This is a genomic window from Pseudomonas sp. 58(2021) (assembly GCF_017491585.1).
Classification (GTDB): Bacteria; Pseudomonadota; Gammaproteobacteria; order Pseudomonadales; family Pseudomonadaceae; genus Aquipseudomonas; species Aquipseudomonas fluorescens_BT.
The window spans coordinates 271,058-287,747 of sequence record NZ_JAFGYZ010000003.1 but is presented as its reverse complement, the minus strand read 5'-3'; the positions used below and the strand labels follow the sequence as shown (position 1 = coordinate 287,747).

The 16,690-nt window shown below is 60.0% G+C and carries 16 protein-coding genes; 4 read left to right on the top strand and 12 right to left on the bottom strand.

Features of this window, described 5'->3' with window-relative positions:
• Positions 1–40 precede the first annotated feature (40 nt).
• Genes gnd through J5M72_RS04960 form a run of 3 tightly spaced genes read left to right on the top strand, consistent with a single transcriptional unit; the run spans position 41 to position 3,347 of the window.
• On the top strand, positions 41–1,021 hold the full coding sequence (gene gnd / locus J5M72_RS04970) for a phosphogluconate dehydrogenase (NAD(+)-dependent, decarboxylating) (RefSeq protein WP_169430296.1): 981 nt from the start codon (positions 41–43) through the stop codon (positions 1,019–1,021).
• Positions 1,018–2,541, top strand: a complete 1,524-nt coding sequence (zwf, locus tag J5M72_RS04965) for a glucose-6-phosphate dehydrogenase (protein ID WP_207864411.1) — start codon at positions 1,018–1,020, stop codon at positions 2,539–2,541. Before gnd ends, zwf begins: the two co-directional genes overlap by 4 nt.
• The gene (locus J5M72_RS04960) at positions 2,538–3,347 is read left to right on the top strand and encodes an HAD family hydrolase (protein WP_169430298.1); all 810 of its coding nucleotides are present in this window, start codon (positions 2,538–2,540) and stop codon (positions 3,345–3,347) included. The genes zwf and J5M72_RS04960 overlap by 4 nt, the downstream gene beginning before the upstream one ends.
• Positions 3,348–3,393: 46 nt before the next feature.
• On the opposite strand, the gene nhaB is transcribed toward J5M72_RS04960, so the two are convergent.
• The 3 genes from nhaB to J5M72_RS04945 all read right to left on the bottom strand — a co-directional run bounded on the left by nhaB (position 3,394) and on the right by J5M72_RS04945 (position 6,808).
• On the bottom strand, positions 3,394–4,896 hold the full coding sequence (nhaB, locus tag J5M72_RS04955; protein ID WP_207864409.1) for a sodium/proton antiporter NhaB: 1,503 nt from the start codon (positions 4,894–4,896) through the stop codon (positions 3,394–3,396).
• Between the two features lie 74 nt (positions 4,897–4,970).
• Complete coding sequence (locus tag J5M72_RS04950) at positions 4,971–6,260, bottom strand: hypothetical protein (RefSeq protein WP_169430300.1); 1,290 nt, start codon at positions 6,258–6,260, stop codon at positions 4,971–4,973.
• A 281-nt stretch (positions 6,261–6,541) separates the two neighbouring features.
• Complete coding sequence (locus tag J5M72_RS04945; protein WP_096820315.1) at positions 6,542–6,808, bottom strand: hypothetical protein; 267 nt, start codon at positions 6,806–6,808, stop codon at positions 6,542–6,544.
• A 344-nt stretch (positions 6,809–7,152) separates the two neighbouring features.
• On the opposite strand from J5M72_RS04945, the gene J5M72_RS04940 reads away from it, so the two are divergent.
• Entirely contained in the window at positions 7,153–8,478 is a 1,326-nt protein-coding gene (locus J5M72_RS04940; RefSeq protein ID WP_169430302.1) for a sigma-54 dependent transcriptional regulator, read from the top strand.
• Positions 8,479–8,559: 81 nt separating this feature from the next.
• Here J5M72_RS04940 and J5M72_RS04935 read toward each other — a convergent pair whose 3' ends face one another.
• The 9 genes from J5M72_RS04935 to J5M72_RS04895 form a co-directional block, all read right to left on the bottom strand.
• On the bottom strand, positions 8,560–9,864 hold the full coding sequence (locus J5M72_RS04935) for a hypothetical protein (RefSeq protein WP_207864406.1): 1,305 nt from the start codon (positions 9,862–9,864) through the stop codon (positions 8,560–8,562).
• A gap of 45 nt (positions 9,865–9,909) precedes the next feature.
• Positions 9,910–10,656: a hypothetical protein gene (locus J5M72_RS04930; RefSeq protein ID WP_169430303.1), complete on the bottom strand. Its 747-nt coding sequence runs from the start codon at positions 10,654–10,656 to the stop codon at positions 9,910–9,912.
• 44 nt (positions 10,657–10,700) lie between these two features.
• Positions 10,701–11,381 (bottom strand): C39 family peptidase, encoded by a 681-nt coding sequence (locus J5M72_RS04925; RefSeq protein ID WP_169430304.1) that lies wholly within the window; start codon positions 11,379–11,381, stop codon positions 10,701–10,703.
• 63 nt (positions 11,382–11,444) lie between these two features.
• Complete coding sequence (locus tag J5M72_RS04920) at positions 11,445–12,413, bottom strand: heme utilization protein (RefSeq protein ID WP_207864404.1); 969 nt, start codon at positions 12,411–12,413, stop codon at positions 11,445–11,447.
• 71 nt (positions 12,414–12,484) lie between these two features.
• On the bottom strand, positions 12,485–13,054 hold the full coding sequence (locus J5M72_RS04915; protein WP_207864402.1) for an adhesin: 570 nt from the start codon (positions 13,052–13,054) through the stop codon (positions 12,485–12,487).
• A 1-nt stretch (position 13,055) separates the two neighbouring features.
• On the bottom strand, positions 13,056–13,505 hold the full coding sequence (locus tag J5M72_RS04910; protein ID WP_169430307.1) for a hypothetical protein: 450 nt from the start codon (positions 13,503–13,505) through the stop codon (positions 13,056–13,058).
• A 356-nt stretch (positions 13,506–13,861) separates the two neighbouring features.
• Positions 13,862–14,386 carry an AAA family ATPase gene (locus J5M72_RS04905; protein ID WP_207864400.1) on the bottom strand — a complete coding sequence of 175 codons (525 nt, stop codon included), beginning with the start codon at positions 14,384–14,386 and terminating at the stop codon, positions 13,862–13,864.
• Positions 14,383–14,946 (bottom strand): nicotinamide riboside transporter PnuC, encoded by a 564-nt coding sequence (gene pnuC / locus J5M72_RS04900; protein WP_207864398.1) that lies wholly within the window; start codon positions 14,944–14,946, stop codon positions 14,383–14,385. The genes J5M72_RS04905 and pnuC overlap by 4 nt, the downstream gene beginning before the upstream one ends.
• An 81-nt stretch (positions 14,947–15,027) precedes the next feature.
• Positions 15,028–16,662, bottom strand: coding sequence for a methyl-accepting chemotaxis protein (locus J5M72_RS04895; protein ID WP_169430310.1), 1,635 nt, complete (start codon positions 16,660–16,662; stop codon positions 15,028–15,030).
• Positions 16,663–16,690: the final 28 nt, after the last annotated feature.

Below are 16,690 nucleotides of genomic sequence, written 5' to 3'. Positions count from 1 at the left end.
CCTTTGACACACTTTTATTTGTAGTAAGGAGCATCAGCACATGCAACTCGGGATTATTGGACTGGGCCGCATGGGCGGCAATATTGCACGGCGTCTGATGCTCAACGGTCACACCACCGTTGTTTACGACCGCAATACCGCCTTTGTCGACACCCTGGCCGCCGAGGGCTCTACCGGCGTCGCCGATCTGCCTGCGCTGGTCGCGGGCCTGGCCAAGCCGCGTGCCGTCTGGGTCATGCTGCCGGCCGGCGCACCGACTGAAGACACCATCGAAACGCTGAGCAATCTGCTCGAGGCCGGCGATACCATCATCGACGGCGGCAACACCAACTATAAGGATGACATCCGTCGGGCCAAGACGTTGGCCGAGAAGGGCCTGCACTACATCGACGTCGGTACCTCCGGCGGTGTCTGGGGCCTGGAGCGCGGCTACTGCATGATGATCGGCGGCGATGCCGACACCGTTAAGCGTCTGGATCCGCTGTTCGCCGCTCTGGCGCCGGGCATGGGCGACATCCCGCGCACCAAGGATCGCAAATCCGATGACCAGCGTGCCGAACACGGCTACATCCACGCAGGTCCCGCCGGTGCCGGTCACTTCGTGAAGATGATTCACAACGGTATCGAGTACGGCATGATGGCGGCCTTCGCCGAGGGCTTCGACATCCTCAAGACCAAGTCCAGCGAGCTTCTGCCGCAAGACCAGCGTTTCGACCTGAACGTGGCCGACATCGCCGAAGTCTGGCGTCGTGGCAGCGTGGTGTCGTCGTGGCTGCTCGACCTCACCGCCGATGCCCTGGCGGTCGACCCGAAACTCGACGGTTTCTCCGGCTCCGTGGCCGACAGCGGCGAAGGTCAATGGACCATCGAAGCGGCCATGGAACAAAAGGTGCCGGTACCGGTGCTGTCCAACTCGCTGTTCTCGCGCTACCGCTCCCGCGGCCAGGGCACGTTCGGTGACAAGATCCTCTCGGCCCAGCGCTTCGGCTTCGGCGGCCACGTAGAGACTGCGAAGAAATGACTCATACGATCCGCAGAAAATCCAAGGCAGAACCCGCACCACCGACCACGCTGTTTTTGTTCGGTGCCCACGGCGACCTGGTCAAGCGCTTGCTGATGCCGGCGCTGTACAACCTCAGCCGCGACGGCTTGCTTGACGAAAATCTGCGGATCGTGGGCGTTGATCACAACGCCATCACGGATGAAGCCTTCGCCCAAAAGCTTGAAGACTTCATCCGCACCGAAGTGGCAGCGAAGGTCGGCAAGGGCGATCAGATGCTTGATCCAGCCTTGTGGGCCAAGCTCGCCAAAGGTATCAGCTACGTCCAGGGCGATTTCCTGGACGACAGCACTTATTCCGCGCTGGCGGCGAAAATCGCCGACAGCGGTACCGGCAATGCGGTGTTCTACCTGGCCACCGCGCCGCGTTTCTTCAGCGAAGTGGTGCGCCGACTCGGCGCCGCACAACTGCTGGAAGAAACCCCCGAAGCGTTCAGAAGGGTGGTGATCGAAAAGCCGTTCGGCTCCGATCTGCAAACCGCCGAGGCGTTGAACGCCTGCCTGCTCAAGGTCATGTCGGAAAAGCAGATCTACCGGATCGATCACTATCTGGGCAAGGAAACCGTACAGAACATCCTGGTCAGCCGGTTCTCCAACAGCCTGTTCGAGGCGTTCTGGAACAACCACTACATCGACCACGTGCAGATCACCGCCGCCGAAACCGTCGGCGTCGAAACCCGTGGCAGTTTCTACGAGCACACCGGCGCCCTGCGGGACATGGTGCCCAATCACCTGTTCCAGTTGCTGGCCATGGTCGCAATGGAGCCGCCGGCCGCGTTCGGCGCCGATGCGGTGCGGGGCGAGAAGGCCAAGGTGGTCGGCGCGATTCGTCCATGGACCACCGAAGAGGCGCGGGCCAACTCGGTGCGCGGCCAGTACAGCGCCGGTGAAGTCGCAGGCAAACCGGTGGCCGGTTATCGCGAAGAGGCCAACGTGTCACCCGACAGCACCACCGAAACCTACGTGGCGCTGAAGGTGATGATCGACAACTGGCGCTGGGTCGGCGTGCCGTTCTACCTGCGCACCGGCAAGCGCATGAGCGTGCGCGACACCGAGATCGTCATCTGTTTCAAACCGGCGCCGTATGCGCAGTTCCGTGACACCGAGGTCGATGAGTTGCAGCCGACCTACCTGCGTATCCAGATCCAGCCCAACGAAGGCATGTGGTTCGACCTGCTGGCCAAACGGCCGGGGCCGGCGCTGAACATGGCCAACATCGAACTGGGTTTCGCCTACAAGGACTTTTTCGAAATGCAGCCTTCCACCGGCTACGAAACCCTGATCTACGACTGCCTGACCGGTGACCAGACGCTGTTCCAGCGTGCCGACAACATCGAGAACGGCTGGCGTGCGGTGCAGCCGTTTCTCGACGCCTGGCAACAGGACGCGAGCGTACAGAGCTACGCCGCTGGCGAAGACGGGCCTCAGGCCGCCGATGATCTGCTGACTCGCGATGGTCGCGTCTGGCATGGTCTCGGATGAGAGAGCCGATCCGTTTTCTGCTGAGCGACATGGACGGCACGTTGTTGCTGCCCGATCACAGCCTCAGTCAGCGCACCATTGATGCGGTGCGCTCGTTGCGCGAAGCGGGCGTGCTGTTCAGCCTCGCTACCGGGCGCCCGCCCAAGGCCATGTTGCAGCAGATCGAAGCCCTGGGCGTCGATCTGCCGACTGCGGCATTCAACGGCGGCACGATCGTCAACCCGGACGGCAGCATTCTGGTCGCTCACTACCTGCCAGCCACAGCGGCGCTGACGGCACTGGCACTGTTTGCCGATCAGCCGGAGGTCGAAATCTGGGTGTTCAGTGGCGGCGACTGGCTGCTCAAGGATCCGCACGGGCCGATGGTCCCGCGTGAGCAGCATGGCCTGGGTTATCCGCCGGTGGTGGTCGACAGTTTCGAGCCGTACCTGGAGCGCATCGACAAGATTGTGGCGACCAGCAACAACACCGGCCTGTTGATCGAACTGGAGGCGCGTTTGCTGCCTACGGTCGAGGGGATGGCGCAGGTCTCGCGTTCGCAGCCGGTGTATCTGGACGTGACGGCGTTGGAAGCCAACAAGGGCGCCGCACTGGTGACTCTGGCCGAACATCTGGGCGTGCCGCTTGCCCAGACGGCAGCGATCGGCGACGGCGGCAACGACCCGGCAATGTTTCATGTCGCCGGCCTGTCGATTGCCATGGGCCAGGCAGAAGACGCAGTGAAGCGTCAGGCCGATGTGGTGACCGGGCCAAACACCGAGGACGGTGTGGCGCAAGTCATCGAGCAGCACATACTGTCGCGTTGATCGATGCTTAAAAAAAACGGGAGCCCCAGGGCTCCCGTTGTTGTTTTTACAGCCAGTAACTCACGGCATACCAGCCCAGCAATCCCATCACCACGGTGTAGGGCAACGCCATCCACACCATTCGCCCGTACGACAGCCGCACCAGCGGCGCAATCGCCGACGTCAGCAGAAACAGAAATGCAGCCTGACCATTGGGTGTCGCCACGCTTGGCAGGTTGGTGCCGGTGTTGATGGCAATGGCCAGCGTCTCGAAGTGTTCACGGCTCATGTGGCCGGACAGGAATGCCTGTTTGACCTCGGTGATGTAGATCGTCGCCACAAACACGTTGTCACTGATCGCCGACAACAGACCATTGGCGATGAACAGCATCCCCGGTTGCTGCTCGGCGGGCAATGCCAGCACCCACTGGATCAACGGCGCGAACAACTGTTGCTCATGGATCACCGCCACCACGGCAAAAAACACCACCAACAGCGCAGTGAACGGCATGGCGTCCTTGAACGCGCTACCCAGCCGATGCTCGTCAGTGATGCCGCTGAAAGCGGTAATCAGGACAATCACCATGAGGCCGATCAGGCCCACTTCAGCGATATGAAATGCCAGCCCGGCAATCAGGATCAAGGCGGCAGCGCCCTGTACCAGCAGCGCGGCACGCTGGCGAGGCGTGCGTTCGGCATCGTCTTCGGTGGCGTAATCGGCGAGAACGGCGCGGACGTTGTCCGGCAGCAAGGTGCCGTAGCCGAACACGCGCAGTTTCTCCAGCAGCATGCAGGTCAACAGACCGGCCACCAGTACCGGCAGGGAAACCGGCGCAACCTTGAGGAAAAATTCGGCGAAGTGCCAACCCATTTCATGGCCGATCAGCAGGTTCTGTGGTTCGCCGACCAGCGTGCAGACGCCGCCCAGTGCAGTCCCGACAGCGCCATGCATCAGCAGGCTGCGTAGGAAGGCTCGGAACTGCTCCAGATCCTCGTGATGCAGCTTGGGCAAATGTTGATCGTCGCTGAACTCACTGTCCTGGCGCGGATCGTTGCCGGAGGCGACCCGGTGGTAGACCGAATAGAAGCCGATGGCCGCGCTGATGATCACGGCGGTCACGGTCAATGCGTCGAGAAAGGCCGAAAGAAACGCCGACAAAAAGCAGAACATCAACGCCAGCAGCATCTTCGAACGCACGCCAAGCAGCAGGCGCGAGAACAGAAACAGCAGCAGATCCTTCATGAAGTAGATGCCGGCGACCATGAACATCAGCAGCAGAATCACCGGAAAGTTGTGCTGCAACTCTTCGTACAGTGCCTGGGGTGTTGTCATCTTCAACAGCAGGGCTTCGATCAGCAACAAACCGCCAGGCATCAGCGGATAGCATTTGAGCGCCATGGCCAGGGTGAAAATGAATTCGATCACCAACAGCCAGCCAGCGGCCACCGGGCCTGCCGACCACAGCACCACGGCATTGAGAATCAGGAACCCGACGATGCACGCCTTGTACCAGCGGGGCGAATGCCCGAGAAAATTGTGCGCGAACGCCTGAGCCATCGAACCGGACATCGGTTGCTCCTTGCTTTAAGAAGCGCGCAAGGTGCCGCAAGCGTTGAGCAAGATCAAGTGCAGGAAGTTTCTGTTCATGGGTTCAGATAGCGCGCCACTACGGCGCGGTAATTGCCATCCAGCGAATAGCCGCCCACCAGAATGCCTCCTTCCGGTCGCAGCGCCAGCGAGGTGGCGGTATCGAGGCTGCGGCCCAGTCGCGTGCGCAACCAGCCGCGGCCCGCTCCGAAGCTTTGGTCGAGGCGCCCGTCGGCCAGATAGCGCGCGACGATGAAGTCGGCCTCGACCCCGCCAATCGTGGCGCCTGCCGCGATGAGTCGACCGTCCGGCATGCGCTGTGCGGCGCTCCACTGGCAGCCACTGGGGCCGATGTCCAGCAGGGTGGATTGGCCGTTGTGGCAATGCAGGTCGGGGCGGCCGTTGATGTGGACAGACAGCGCCAGGCAGCGGATCGGGTCGCGGCTGCTGCCAAAGCAATGCAGGTGATCCGAGGATTCGATGACCTGGTTGACCAGCGCGCTGTGCCCTTGAGCCTTGAAGGCCAGGAAACCGTCCAGCGCAAAGCGTTCGTCGAGCCGCCCGTCCGGCAGGTAGCGTGCGAGCAGGCCTTGCTGGGGGAAGTCGATGGCGCCGGCCACCACGATGCGTCCGTCTTTCTGCAACAACAGCCCCCCCAGCCAGGTGTTGAGCAACAAGTGCCGAACCATCACAAAGCCCCGGCCATTGAAGGTCTTGTCCAGAAGGCCATCGGGGGTGACGCGGATCAGCATGCCGACGTGGTCCGCCAGTGAGCAGTGGTGATTGGCAATAAGCAGGATATGCCCGTCATCCTGGACTGCGAAATCGCAGGCTTCTGCCCCCGGGACGCCGGGTGGCAGCCAGGTGTCGCGAGTGCCCATGGACAGATCGCCGGGCAAACACACTATTTTCCGGCCGTTGTCGCCGAACTCCGGGGCGCGTCGGCCCTGCGCATCGAACAGGGCGAGGGCGGGCAAGGTGCGATGTTCGGACTCGTAATGCAGGCCGGCCAGCAGGATTCGCCCGTCGGACAAGACCTGAACCTTGCTGCCCGTGGCTTCGAAACCAGAGGCGAACTGGCCGATCACGCTGCCCTGAAAGCCGAAGCCTAGATCCGCAGAGCCATCATCCAGCAGACGGGCCAGGCCGAAACGGCTGCCTTGGGGCGTGCCGACCTTGGCGGCAATCAGGATACGACCTTGCGGGTCAAGAGCTACATGCTGGGTCAGGCTGGATGTGCTGCCGGCAAAATAAACCTGAGTCACGCCGTTGTTGGCAAACGACTTGTCGAGTTGTCCGGCATTGTTCGCCAGCGTCGGCAGCGCAATAGCGGTTTGGATTGACATGCATGTTTCTCCTTGCGAGTCGACCCGTATTCATGAAGAGGGGCGATAACGGCATGGCGAAACATTCAATCCCTGAACAAGCGCAAGTACAACTGACAGAACTAACAGGTGGAGGGTCGCACTGTGCCAGAACAGTGACTTTTTGAACCAGTCGCAAGCCTGCCAAGCATTCAGGCGCGAAAGTATTGAGGAAAGTTATACAAAGTGGCTGAAGTTAAAAAGGATTCAGCAACTTGAAGAAGAGGGCGGATGACTTGAAAGTCATCCGCATTGCCCTCGGATCAGTGTGGCATCGACCAGGACTGCAGTGCGTAACCTTCGTCGCTCAGTTCGGCACGGGCTTGTTGCAGCAGGTATTCGAGTTGCGCAGGATCGGAGTAGGCGCTGCTTGGGATGCGGGTGCGGCCAATCTGCGAATTGGTGCGGTCGATGACGGTCAGGCTCAGTTCGCCATTGCCGTCTTGTGGAGCCCAGGCCACGCACTGGAAAGGTTTGAAGGCGTGGTTGGCAATCAAAAGAGCTTCGTTGATACGGAGCGGGGCGGTCATGGGGTCTTCTCTCTATAGTGCCCAATCAAGTGATGTGCCGTCGGTTGGGCTTACCGTTCGGCGAGTTACTTGTACTGATGCACGCAACCCGCTGACAGGTCACACCGGATTTAAAGAAATTTCGACTTTCTTTCATACAATCTCTGTTACGGCGTTTTTTGAAAGCTGGGTGAAAGATTCGAGTCGATAGCTGACTAATAAAACGGGTTCTTATAACTGCTTCGCTTGTACGCCTATAAGCAATTGATACAAGGCGCCGTCAAATTCTTGCTAATGTTACAGCCAGGTCTGCCAAATGACTGTTTTTACAATCATTTCCTATAATTTGGCGCCAAGGAACAGTCATGAGCGAAGCGCCTGCGTTACGACGTTTATTGGTAGTCGACCCTTGTGACGACTGTCACCGATTACTGCCCGGTCTACGTTCGGTCGGCTGGGATGTTGACAGTTGCAGCCTGGAAAATGCCGCCGACCGCAGTTGCGATGTCGGCTTGCTGCGTTTGCAGCCTTTTCACCTGGAGCGACCCGAAGCGGTCAAGGAATTGATCAGCCGTAGCGGCACCGAGTGGATCGCCGTACTGAATCAGGAAGTGTTGCGCCTGCAGAACGTCGGGGACTTCGTTTGTGAATGGTTTTTCGACTTTCATACCTTGCCCTTCGACGTGTCGCGGGTGCAGGTCACACTGGGTCGGGCGTTCGGCATGGCGCGCCTGCGTGGCCAGGGCACGATTCATGTCGACCAGCCGGAACACGAGCTGCTCGGCGACAGCAAACCGATTCGCGAACTGCGCAAGCTGCTCAGTAAACTGGCGCCCACCGAGTCGCCGGTACTGATTCGCGGCGAAAGCGGCACCGGTAAAGAACTGGTCGCCCGTACCCTGCATCGACAATCGCAACGGCACAACAAACCGTTCGTGGCCATCAACTGCGGGGCAATCCCCGAGCATTTGATCCAGTCCGAGCTGTTCGGCCACGAAAAAGGCGCGTTTACCGGTGCCCACCAGCGCAAGGTCGGGCGTATCGAGGCGGCCAACGGCGGGACATTGTTTCTCGATGAAATCGGCGATCTGCCGCTGGAGCTGCAAGCCAATCTGCTGCGCTTTCTCCAGGAAAAACACATCGAACGGGTGGGCGGCAGCCAGCCGATCCCGGTGGATGTGCGCGTGCTGGCGGCCACCCACGTCGACCTTGAAGCGGCGATCGAGAAGAAGCGCTTTCGTGAGGATTTGTACTACCGGCTGAATGTGCTGCAAGTCGTCACCGCGCCTTTGCGTGAGCGCCATGGCGATCTGTCGATGCTGGCCAACCATTTTTCCCACTTCTACAGCCACGAAACCGGGCGCCGGCCGCGCAGTTTCAGTGAAGATGCCTTGATTGCAATGGGCAAGCACGACTGGCCGGGCAATGTCCGGGAACTGGCCAACCGTGTACGCCGGGGCCTGGTGCTGGCCGAAGGACGACAGATCGAAGCCCGTGACCTGGGCCTGATCAGCCAGCAATCGATTGCCACCCCGATGGGTACTCTCGAAGACTACAAGACCCGCGCCGAACGCCAGGCATTGTGCGATGTGCTGAACCGGCACAGCGACAACCTCAGCGTGGCCGCCAAGGTGCTGGGGGTTTCCCGGCCGACGTTCTACCGCTTGCTGCATAAACACCAGATCCGCTAGGGCGCGGTGCTTCTTCGGGGAAGAAGCTGAAAAGGCCCGCTGCGATGCAAGTCGCAGCGGGCCTTTTCATTGTGTGGCGGGTTAGAAGTAGTATGGGAATTTCAGGCTGAAGGAGAAGTCCGGGGCATCGTCGGTCATGCCGATGGACAGGTTGGGCACGATGGTCAGATTGTCGGTGGCCGCGATGGTCATGCCGACGTTGAAGTAACCGGCGTTGGCGTCGCTGGACACCACCGATTGCCAATCCCCGCCATCCTGTTTCAGCTTGCTCTTGCGTTGCACAAGGTCGGATACGGAGAACGACATACTCATCTTCTCGTTCAGTGCGAAGGCAACCCCGGCGCCAATCTGGAAGCTGTCGCCGATGCGTACCTTGCCTGGGTTCTTCTGGTTGACATCGGAACTGATGTCGTCAAACGACTCCTCGAAGTTGTGGGTGTAGGACAGACTGCCGAACAGCACGGCCGGGTCAAACGTCTTGACCAGCGAGATGCCCGGTGTGATCGACCAGACGCCGTTGCCGGTCGGCAAGGTGTCGGGAACGAACAGGTTGTTGTTGTCGTCGGTCTTGCGCAGCTTGATGCCGAACGGATCCTTGCCGGTTGGCGCCTTGACCCGCAAGGAGACCACGGCGTCCGGGGTGTTGGCCGATTCGTCCAGGAACTTGTACGCAATGCCGAAGTTGACGTCGCCGATAGTCGGGTCGCGGCTGACGTCCTGTTCGGTGGTGACGTTGGAGGCGCCGCCGTTGCCGCCGCCGGACTGATAGGTCGATTCCCGGTAGATCACTGGCACGTTCAGGTCGAATTGCCAGCGGTTGTCGAAGTTGTAGCGGCCTGTCAGGTCCAGCGTCCAGGTGTCGGCCTTGATCCGGTCGAGGTTGATGTTGCCGAGAAAAATCGAGTCCAGAGCCAGGAAACCGTTGAGAATCAGCTGGCGCGTGTCATAACGCGAATAGGTGATACCGGTTTCGAAGCTGAATTTGCCGCCCCCGAAGAAACCGCTGGCTTCGTCGTACAGGTTGGACACACTCTGTGCCGGTTGTGAATCGTCGGCCAACGATTGGCCATAGGATGCGCCACTGCCCCCGGCGGCGCCCCCCGACGCTGCTGCAGCCCCGGTGCCGGTGGCGACCCGGTTGCCTTTCATGTCCGAAGGCGATTTGGCCAGGCGTTTTGGGGGTGGAGAAGCGGGTTGCTCTTCGACCTGGCGGACTCGCTGTTCGAGCACCGCCAAGGCTTTTTGTTGTACTTCGTATCGTTGCTTAAGCTCCAGAAGTTCCTGTTTCAGGGCTTCTACATCGGCATCGGGTGCTGCTTGCAGCATCGCCGCGGGTAGAAGAGTACTCAAACATACAGCGGCACGCAGTGATACTGATCGATACATGAATAAGCCGTCCCTTTAAGCCCAATGATCGAGACTCAGCGTAGTTCAATATCCGATATTGCGTAGTGCTCTGAGTTGAGTCAGGTTGCAGTCCAGTGCGCCGGCACTCATACCGTTATTGTTAAGGACAACGTTGAGTTGTGTCAGGTTGTTGACTACGTTCGCGTTACCCAGCAAGCGGGTATTTTGCAGCAGTCCGCCCTGGGCGACCTGTTGCAAGGCTGTACCCTGATTGCCGGAGGCCTGAATGGCCATTTGCACACCGCCGTTTGTGGCTGAAACCGCGACGCTGCCGGCACCGTTGCTGCCCGAAATGGTCTGGCCGGCCATCAAGGCCTGGCCCTGGGCGGGCATCAGGGCAGGTGCCTGACTGGCTTCTTTGACGTTGATCGCAACGTTGTTGTAGGCGGAGTTGCCGTCGCCAGCGGCGCGCACACTCTGCGTCACGCCCTGGCTGGAGTTGAGTCCCGCGCCACCCACGACCGAGCCAGTCCCCAGTTCCGGGGTACTGCCATTGCCGTGTTCCTTGATGGTCGAGACGTAGAATTCAGGTTTTACCGAAGCGGCCTGCAATTGCATCGTGGCCGAGGCCCCGATCAGATCTCCACTGGCGTTGCGCCAGGTACTGCTCATGACGACACCGAAGCTGATGATCCGGCCCGGCATGACGTAGCGACCGCGAAGCTGTGACAGCTCCGAATCCTGGATTTCGATGGGTTTGAACCCTGCATTGGCATAGCCTGACGCGCTCGCTGCCAGGCAGGCGGCGGCCAGCCAGTATGAGGTTTTCATCTGCTGCTCCCGGGACATCCAGCCCCACTCTTTATAATCGGCGATTAAAAGAAGTCGCTCTGTATGAACCCGAAGTCCATCAATTCAGCATCTTTGACGGGGTTGAAGTTATCCAGCTTGTTCTTGGCGGTCAGCGGTGCCGGAGGACTGCGTAATGCATTGGTCTTGTCGTATCCGGGGCCGACGATGGCAAAGACAATGCCGTTCCAACCTTTGACAAAGTCATCATGGCTGTAGCGTTTGTGTCCTAAAACGGGGTCTCCGATGTAGACCCAATCCTTGTCCGCCCGCTGCAGCACCACGAAATGCTTGTAGCCGCGAATTTCCATCAGTACCACCACCGGGATAGTGACCGCATCGAGTTTTTCCGGTGGGATCTTGTAGCCCCTGGCACGCATGCCGATGCTTTCTATGTAGCGCTTCATGTCGAGCATGGAGAAACCTTGCGTACGGACAAGGTCCTGGTCGGAATTGACCAGCATGCCTTTGATGATGTGCTCTTCATCGACGTCGAGCCAATAAGCCTGGCGCAGTACCGTTGCCAGCGCGGCGGCGCCGCAGCTGAAATCGGTTTTTTGTTCGACGATGTCGGCAAACTTGCGCTCACGGATGCTTTGCACGTTTTTGTAGACGAGCGTGCCGCCGGGCAGGGCAGCAACGGGAATCTGAGCAGCCTGGGTCAGGCCACAGAAGCAAAGCAGAGCGAGGAGGGCAGTCTTACGCATGATCGATACGCCTTTGCGGACTGAGGAAAAGCCCCGTTTCCGGGGCTTTCGTTTCGATCGCGATTACATGCAGGCTTTGCAACCTGCAGCGATGGACAGCGAGTTGCTTTGTTGGTTGCCAACGCCAGCAGCGTTGTTGAAGCCGCCGTTGCCGGACCAGTTGTTGCCTACGTTGGTCATGCTGGCGGTGTTGGTGACTGGGTTTTTCCAGCCGTCTGGAGTCAACACTTGTTGAGTGGTCACGCCAGCCAGACCGAAGACACCCACGGCAACGAAATCAGATTTCTGATCTTTGCCATGGCCCCTGTCGTTGTTGCCATAGCCACCGTGACCGTGATCATCGTCTTTGGTGACTGCGGTGCCTGCGGCCACGAATGCGCCGGCGGCGTTGACAGTGCCAGTGAGGGTATCTTTTTTGTAGGTTTGAGTGCCGTTGTTGGCGACGCCCAGACCGGTGGTGCTTTGGTTGGCGGCGGCAGCGGCGTTAGCTACACGACCACCGGATACAGCGATTGCCAGGTTGTTTTTCTGTTGGTTGAAGTTGCCGGCAGCGTTGTTCACGCCGATGTTACCCGAACCGCTGTTGCCGACGTTGTTCAGGCTGGCGTTGGCAGTGCTGGAGTAGTTGGAAGCACCGTTGTTAGTGTTGACTTGAGTTGCGCTGGAAACAGATACCGCAGAGCCAAAGATGAAGCTTTCGTCGGCGGTTGCCAGGGCAGCGGCGTTGTCTTGTTGGTTGGCATCGCCAGCGGCGTTGTTGGCGCCGAGATTGCCGTTGGCGCCGTTGAGCGAACCACTGACGGTGGCGTTGTTTTGGGTGCCCTGGTTCAACACGGTGTTGCCGCTGTTGTTTTGTACATCAAGCACTGCTGCACCGGCACCAGCGCCGATTTGCAGCAGTTCTTCCAGGGTTGGGCCTTTGGGTCCGTGATCATGACCGTGATGTTCATCACGGCCGCCTGCCTGAGCTGCGATTGCCATCACTGCGGCGAGTGCGAAAACCAGTGGTTTGAGAGCCATTGTAGGTTTCATGGTGTTTCTCCGTCGTGCTTATTAGTTGGTTAAGTGTTGGTACTTTCTAATTGCACTGCTTCTTGTTTGGGTCAGTCAGCGACCCGGATGCTCAGGGTGTTAGCCATTCGGTTCCCCACCCCGGCACTCTGGTTCACCTGGATTACCCCGCGACTGCCGGTGAAGGCCTGATCACTTGTCGTGACCTGGCGACTGCCGGGGATGCCAGTTGCTCCTGAGCTCGGTAACAACGCCACGTTCTGTTGGGAAAGGGCGCTATCGTCAACGCTCTGCGGTGCAGCACTGATGCTGATCCGCATGGCGTTGGCCATCTGGTTGTTGGCCCCGGAACCCTGGTTCACGCCCAGTGCGCCGTTGCCGTTACTGAATGAGGTACCGCCGATAGTGGAGCTCGCATTGATCGAGCGGTCGGCGGGGGTGTCGAGTTTCTGGTGAATGATGGTGGTGGCGCTGGCCGACGTGCCGATGGCAATCGACTTGACGTTGGTCTGTTGCTGTTGGTCGCCGGCGGCCTGGTTGACGTTGAAGTTGCCGTTGTACTGCGCGCCGGAGTTCTGAATGTTGGCGCTGTCCACGGCGCCTGGATCGGCCATCACGCTGGTGCAGCCGAGCAGCGCCAAAAGGAGCAGGGAACGATTCATTTCATTGGCCTCCGGCCATGCGGGTCAGCGGAGCCAGACCACTGCTGAGCGAGCGGTTGATGGTGTTGGAAATCGTCCCGCCACCGCCGCCGCCATGGCCGGCGCTCATGCCGGGCAGACCGTTTGGATTGGTCAAGACGTTGGTGCCCGGCAGGCTGGACCCTACGGATATGTTGCCGCGGATAGATGAGCCACTGGCTACACTGGCAAAGTCGCCGTCATTGAGTTCGGTGCTGGTCATTGCCTGGTCGATACGCGCGGACGGGTTGGCATTGACAGTGGTCGGGTAGGGGTCTTTGCCGAACGCGCTGCGTCCGATCGGAATCGGCTGCACGTCGCGACTGAGCACGATCACGCCATTGCCTTCAGCCTGAACGTTGACACTGAGGAAAGTGCTGGCGGCTGATCCGATCAGCAGAAGGCAAGTGAAGGCTTTGTTGATGTTTCCCACGGCGGCAATTCCTTCTTCAGTGGGCTGGCCCGAGTCAGCGTTGTGAAGGAGAGAGCGAAAGCTGTGCCGGTTTTTAAATCTTCCGGGTTTTCAATGGGTTGGCTGAAGAGTGTGCAGCGCTGATACAAATGCTGTTTCAACGCTGAAACAGGTCCCTGCAGTTTATGCGGGGCAAAGCCATTGCAATGCTCTGGGACAAGGGTTTGCAGAAGGGTGTTTCAGCGATGTAACAAGTCGCATGACAAAGCGATGAAGGCCGTTGAGACGGGGGCTTTGCAGAGGAAGGAGTGTTTCAGAATCGGACACTTTTACCCCGAATCGGGGAAAATGCACGGGGCAGGCAACCCGGACCCGGGTCAACCTGCCAGCAGGTTTCGTACGGCGTCGAAGGCTTGGGCCTGGCGCTCGGCCCAGTCACCCTGAATGATCTGCAAAGGTTGCCGGTGCTGCTCCAGCCAGGTTTTGGTGGCGTCGTAGAAGGCCAGACGTTCGCTGAGCGCTGGCTGGCAACGTTGACCGTCGTCTGTCCAGTCGATCTGTTGCGCAGACAGCAGCAGGTGCAGGTCGTAATGACGCGCCAGCAGTTCCGGTTCCAGCCAGTCGGGACAGTCGCCGAACAGCGTCTGGCTCCAGAGGATGTTGCTCAAAAGATGCGTATCGAGAATCAGCAGGCTCGGCTGTTGCGCTCGCGCCTCGTCTTCCCATCGCAACTGGCCGCGAGCGATCTCGGGAATATCGGCAAGGCAAGTATCACGGGGATTCTGCTCGAGGAACCAGCGCACGTACTCGTCGACCCGCAGACCGCCGAACTGTCGCTGCAGTCCGGCCGCCAGCCAGCTCTTGCCGGTGGATTCCGGCCCGGTCAGAACAACGACTTTCATGTGCGCAACGCCGGATCGGCGCGCCATTCCCGCCAGCCTTGCACCGCGATCAGGGTGAACAGGGCGTACAGCGCCGCCGTGAGATACAGCGCCTTGTAGAGAAACAGCCCGACGAAGATCACGTCCAGCACGAACCACAGCGCCCAGCATTGCAGGCGCTTGTGGGCCATCCAGAATTGCGCGACCAGGCTGAAAGCGGTCAGCGCCGCGTCGAGCCAGGGTTGCGCCGCGTCCGTCCAGTGCGCCATGGCCGCGCCCAGCAAAAGGCTGCCGACGGCGCCGATGCCCAGCCCTTGCAGAATCGAACGGGAATCGAGCCGGCTGACCTCACGTCCGTCGTGCAGCGTTCCGACGCGGGTCCATTGCCACCAGCCGTAGACTTGCAGCGCGGCGTAGACCACCTGCAGCAACATGTCCGAATACAGCTTCACTTCAAAGAAGACCCAGCTGTAGAGCAGCACCATGACCAGCCCGATCGGCCAGCACCACGGGTTCTGTTTGACCGTCAGCCAGACGGCGATTACACCGAGGGCGGCGGCAAACAGTTCGAGCCCGGACATGCAAGATCCTTGGGGGAGTTGGGAAGGGAGCGGATTGTACCGAAAAACAGGTGGGAAATGAGTTCCCACCTGTTGCAGGGATCAGACGCGGAACTGGCGCAGCAGCCCGTTCAGTTGTTCGCTGAGCTGGCCGAGTTTCACACTCGCCACGCTCGACTGCTCGGCCGCCAGCGCCGTGCTGTGAGACAAGCCCGCCGCCTGAGTAACGTTCTGGTTGATGTCCTCGACCACGTGCGCCTGTTGCAGGGTCGCGCTGGCGATCGAGGCGTTCAGACCGTTGAGGTTGCGCAACGCCTGGCCGATGGCATTGAGACTCGCCCCGGCCAGTCCCGCCTGCTCGATAGTCAATTGCGAAGCCTTGCTGCTGTCGCCGATCACCTTCACGGCGGCCTCGGAATGGTTTTGCAGACGCTCGATCATCGACTGGATTTCCGCCGTGGATTTCTGCGTGCGTTGCGCGAGCAAACGCACTTCGTCAGCCACCACCGCAAACCCGCGACCCTGTTCACCGGCACGGGCTGCTTCAATCGCGGCGTTGAGGGCGAGCAGGTTGGTCTGCTCGGCAATCGAGCGGATCACTTCCAGCACGCTGCCGATCTGCGTGCTTTCGGTCGCCAGCGTGCGGATGACTTCGACGGCCTGATCGATGGTGCCGGAGAGCTTGTCGATCTGTTGCAAGCTGCCGTCGATGTTGACCTGGCCCTGTTGAGCCTGGGCTTCTGCGTCACGCATTTCGCTGGCGGCGTGTTCGGCGTTCTTCGCAACATCCTGCACGCCGTAGGTGACTTCGTTGATGGCGGTCGCCACCAGCTCCATCTGCTGCGACTGTTGCTGGCTGCGCTGCTGGGCCTGGGTTGCGTCGTTGCCCAGCTCCCGCGACGACTCGCCCAGCGCGCTGGCGGACACCTGCAAATCGCCGATGACCCGGCGCAGCTTGGCGGTGAAGGCATTGAAGTGATGCGCCAGTTGCGTGACTTCGTCCTGCCCATGGGTATCGAGGCTGCGGGTCAGGTCGCTTTCGCCGCTGGCGATGTTGGCCATGGCGTTCACGGTTTCCTGCAAGGGGCGGACAATGCTGCGGGCAATCAGGATCACCAGCACGCCCATGATCAGTGCGATGACCAGCCCTACAACGGACGCCTTGATCACCTGGCCCTGAAACTCGGCCTGCACATCGTCGACGTAGACGCCGGAGCCCAGGACCCAGCCCCATGGCTCGAACAGTTTCACGTAGGAGGTCTTGGCCACCGGCTCGCTGGCACCGGGTTTCGGCCAACGGTAATCGACCATGCCGGCGCCCTTGGCCCTGGCGATGGCAACCATTTCGTTGAACACCGCAAAACCGTCCGGATCGCGAATCGCCGAGAGGTTCTGGCCTTCAAGCTTGGGATTGGTCGGGTGCATGACCATCACGGGTGTGAGGTCGTTGATCCAGAAGTAGTCGTTCTGATCGTAGCGCAGGCCGCGAATCGCGGTCAGCGCCTGTTTCTGGGCGGCGTCGCGGGTCAGGGTCCCCGCCGCTTCCAGGCCTTGGTAGTAGGCCAGCAATCCACTGGCGGTCTGCACCACATGCTGGGTTTTCTGGGCCTTGGCGTGATACAGGTCATCGTGGATCTGCTTGAGCATCAACAGGCCCAGGGTCAGCAGCATGACCACCGCCACAATCAAGATGAGCCACAAGCGTCGGCTGATCGACACACTGCGCAAGCTGTTCATAACGCTGTCACTCCGGTTTTTTTTCTTG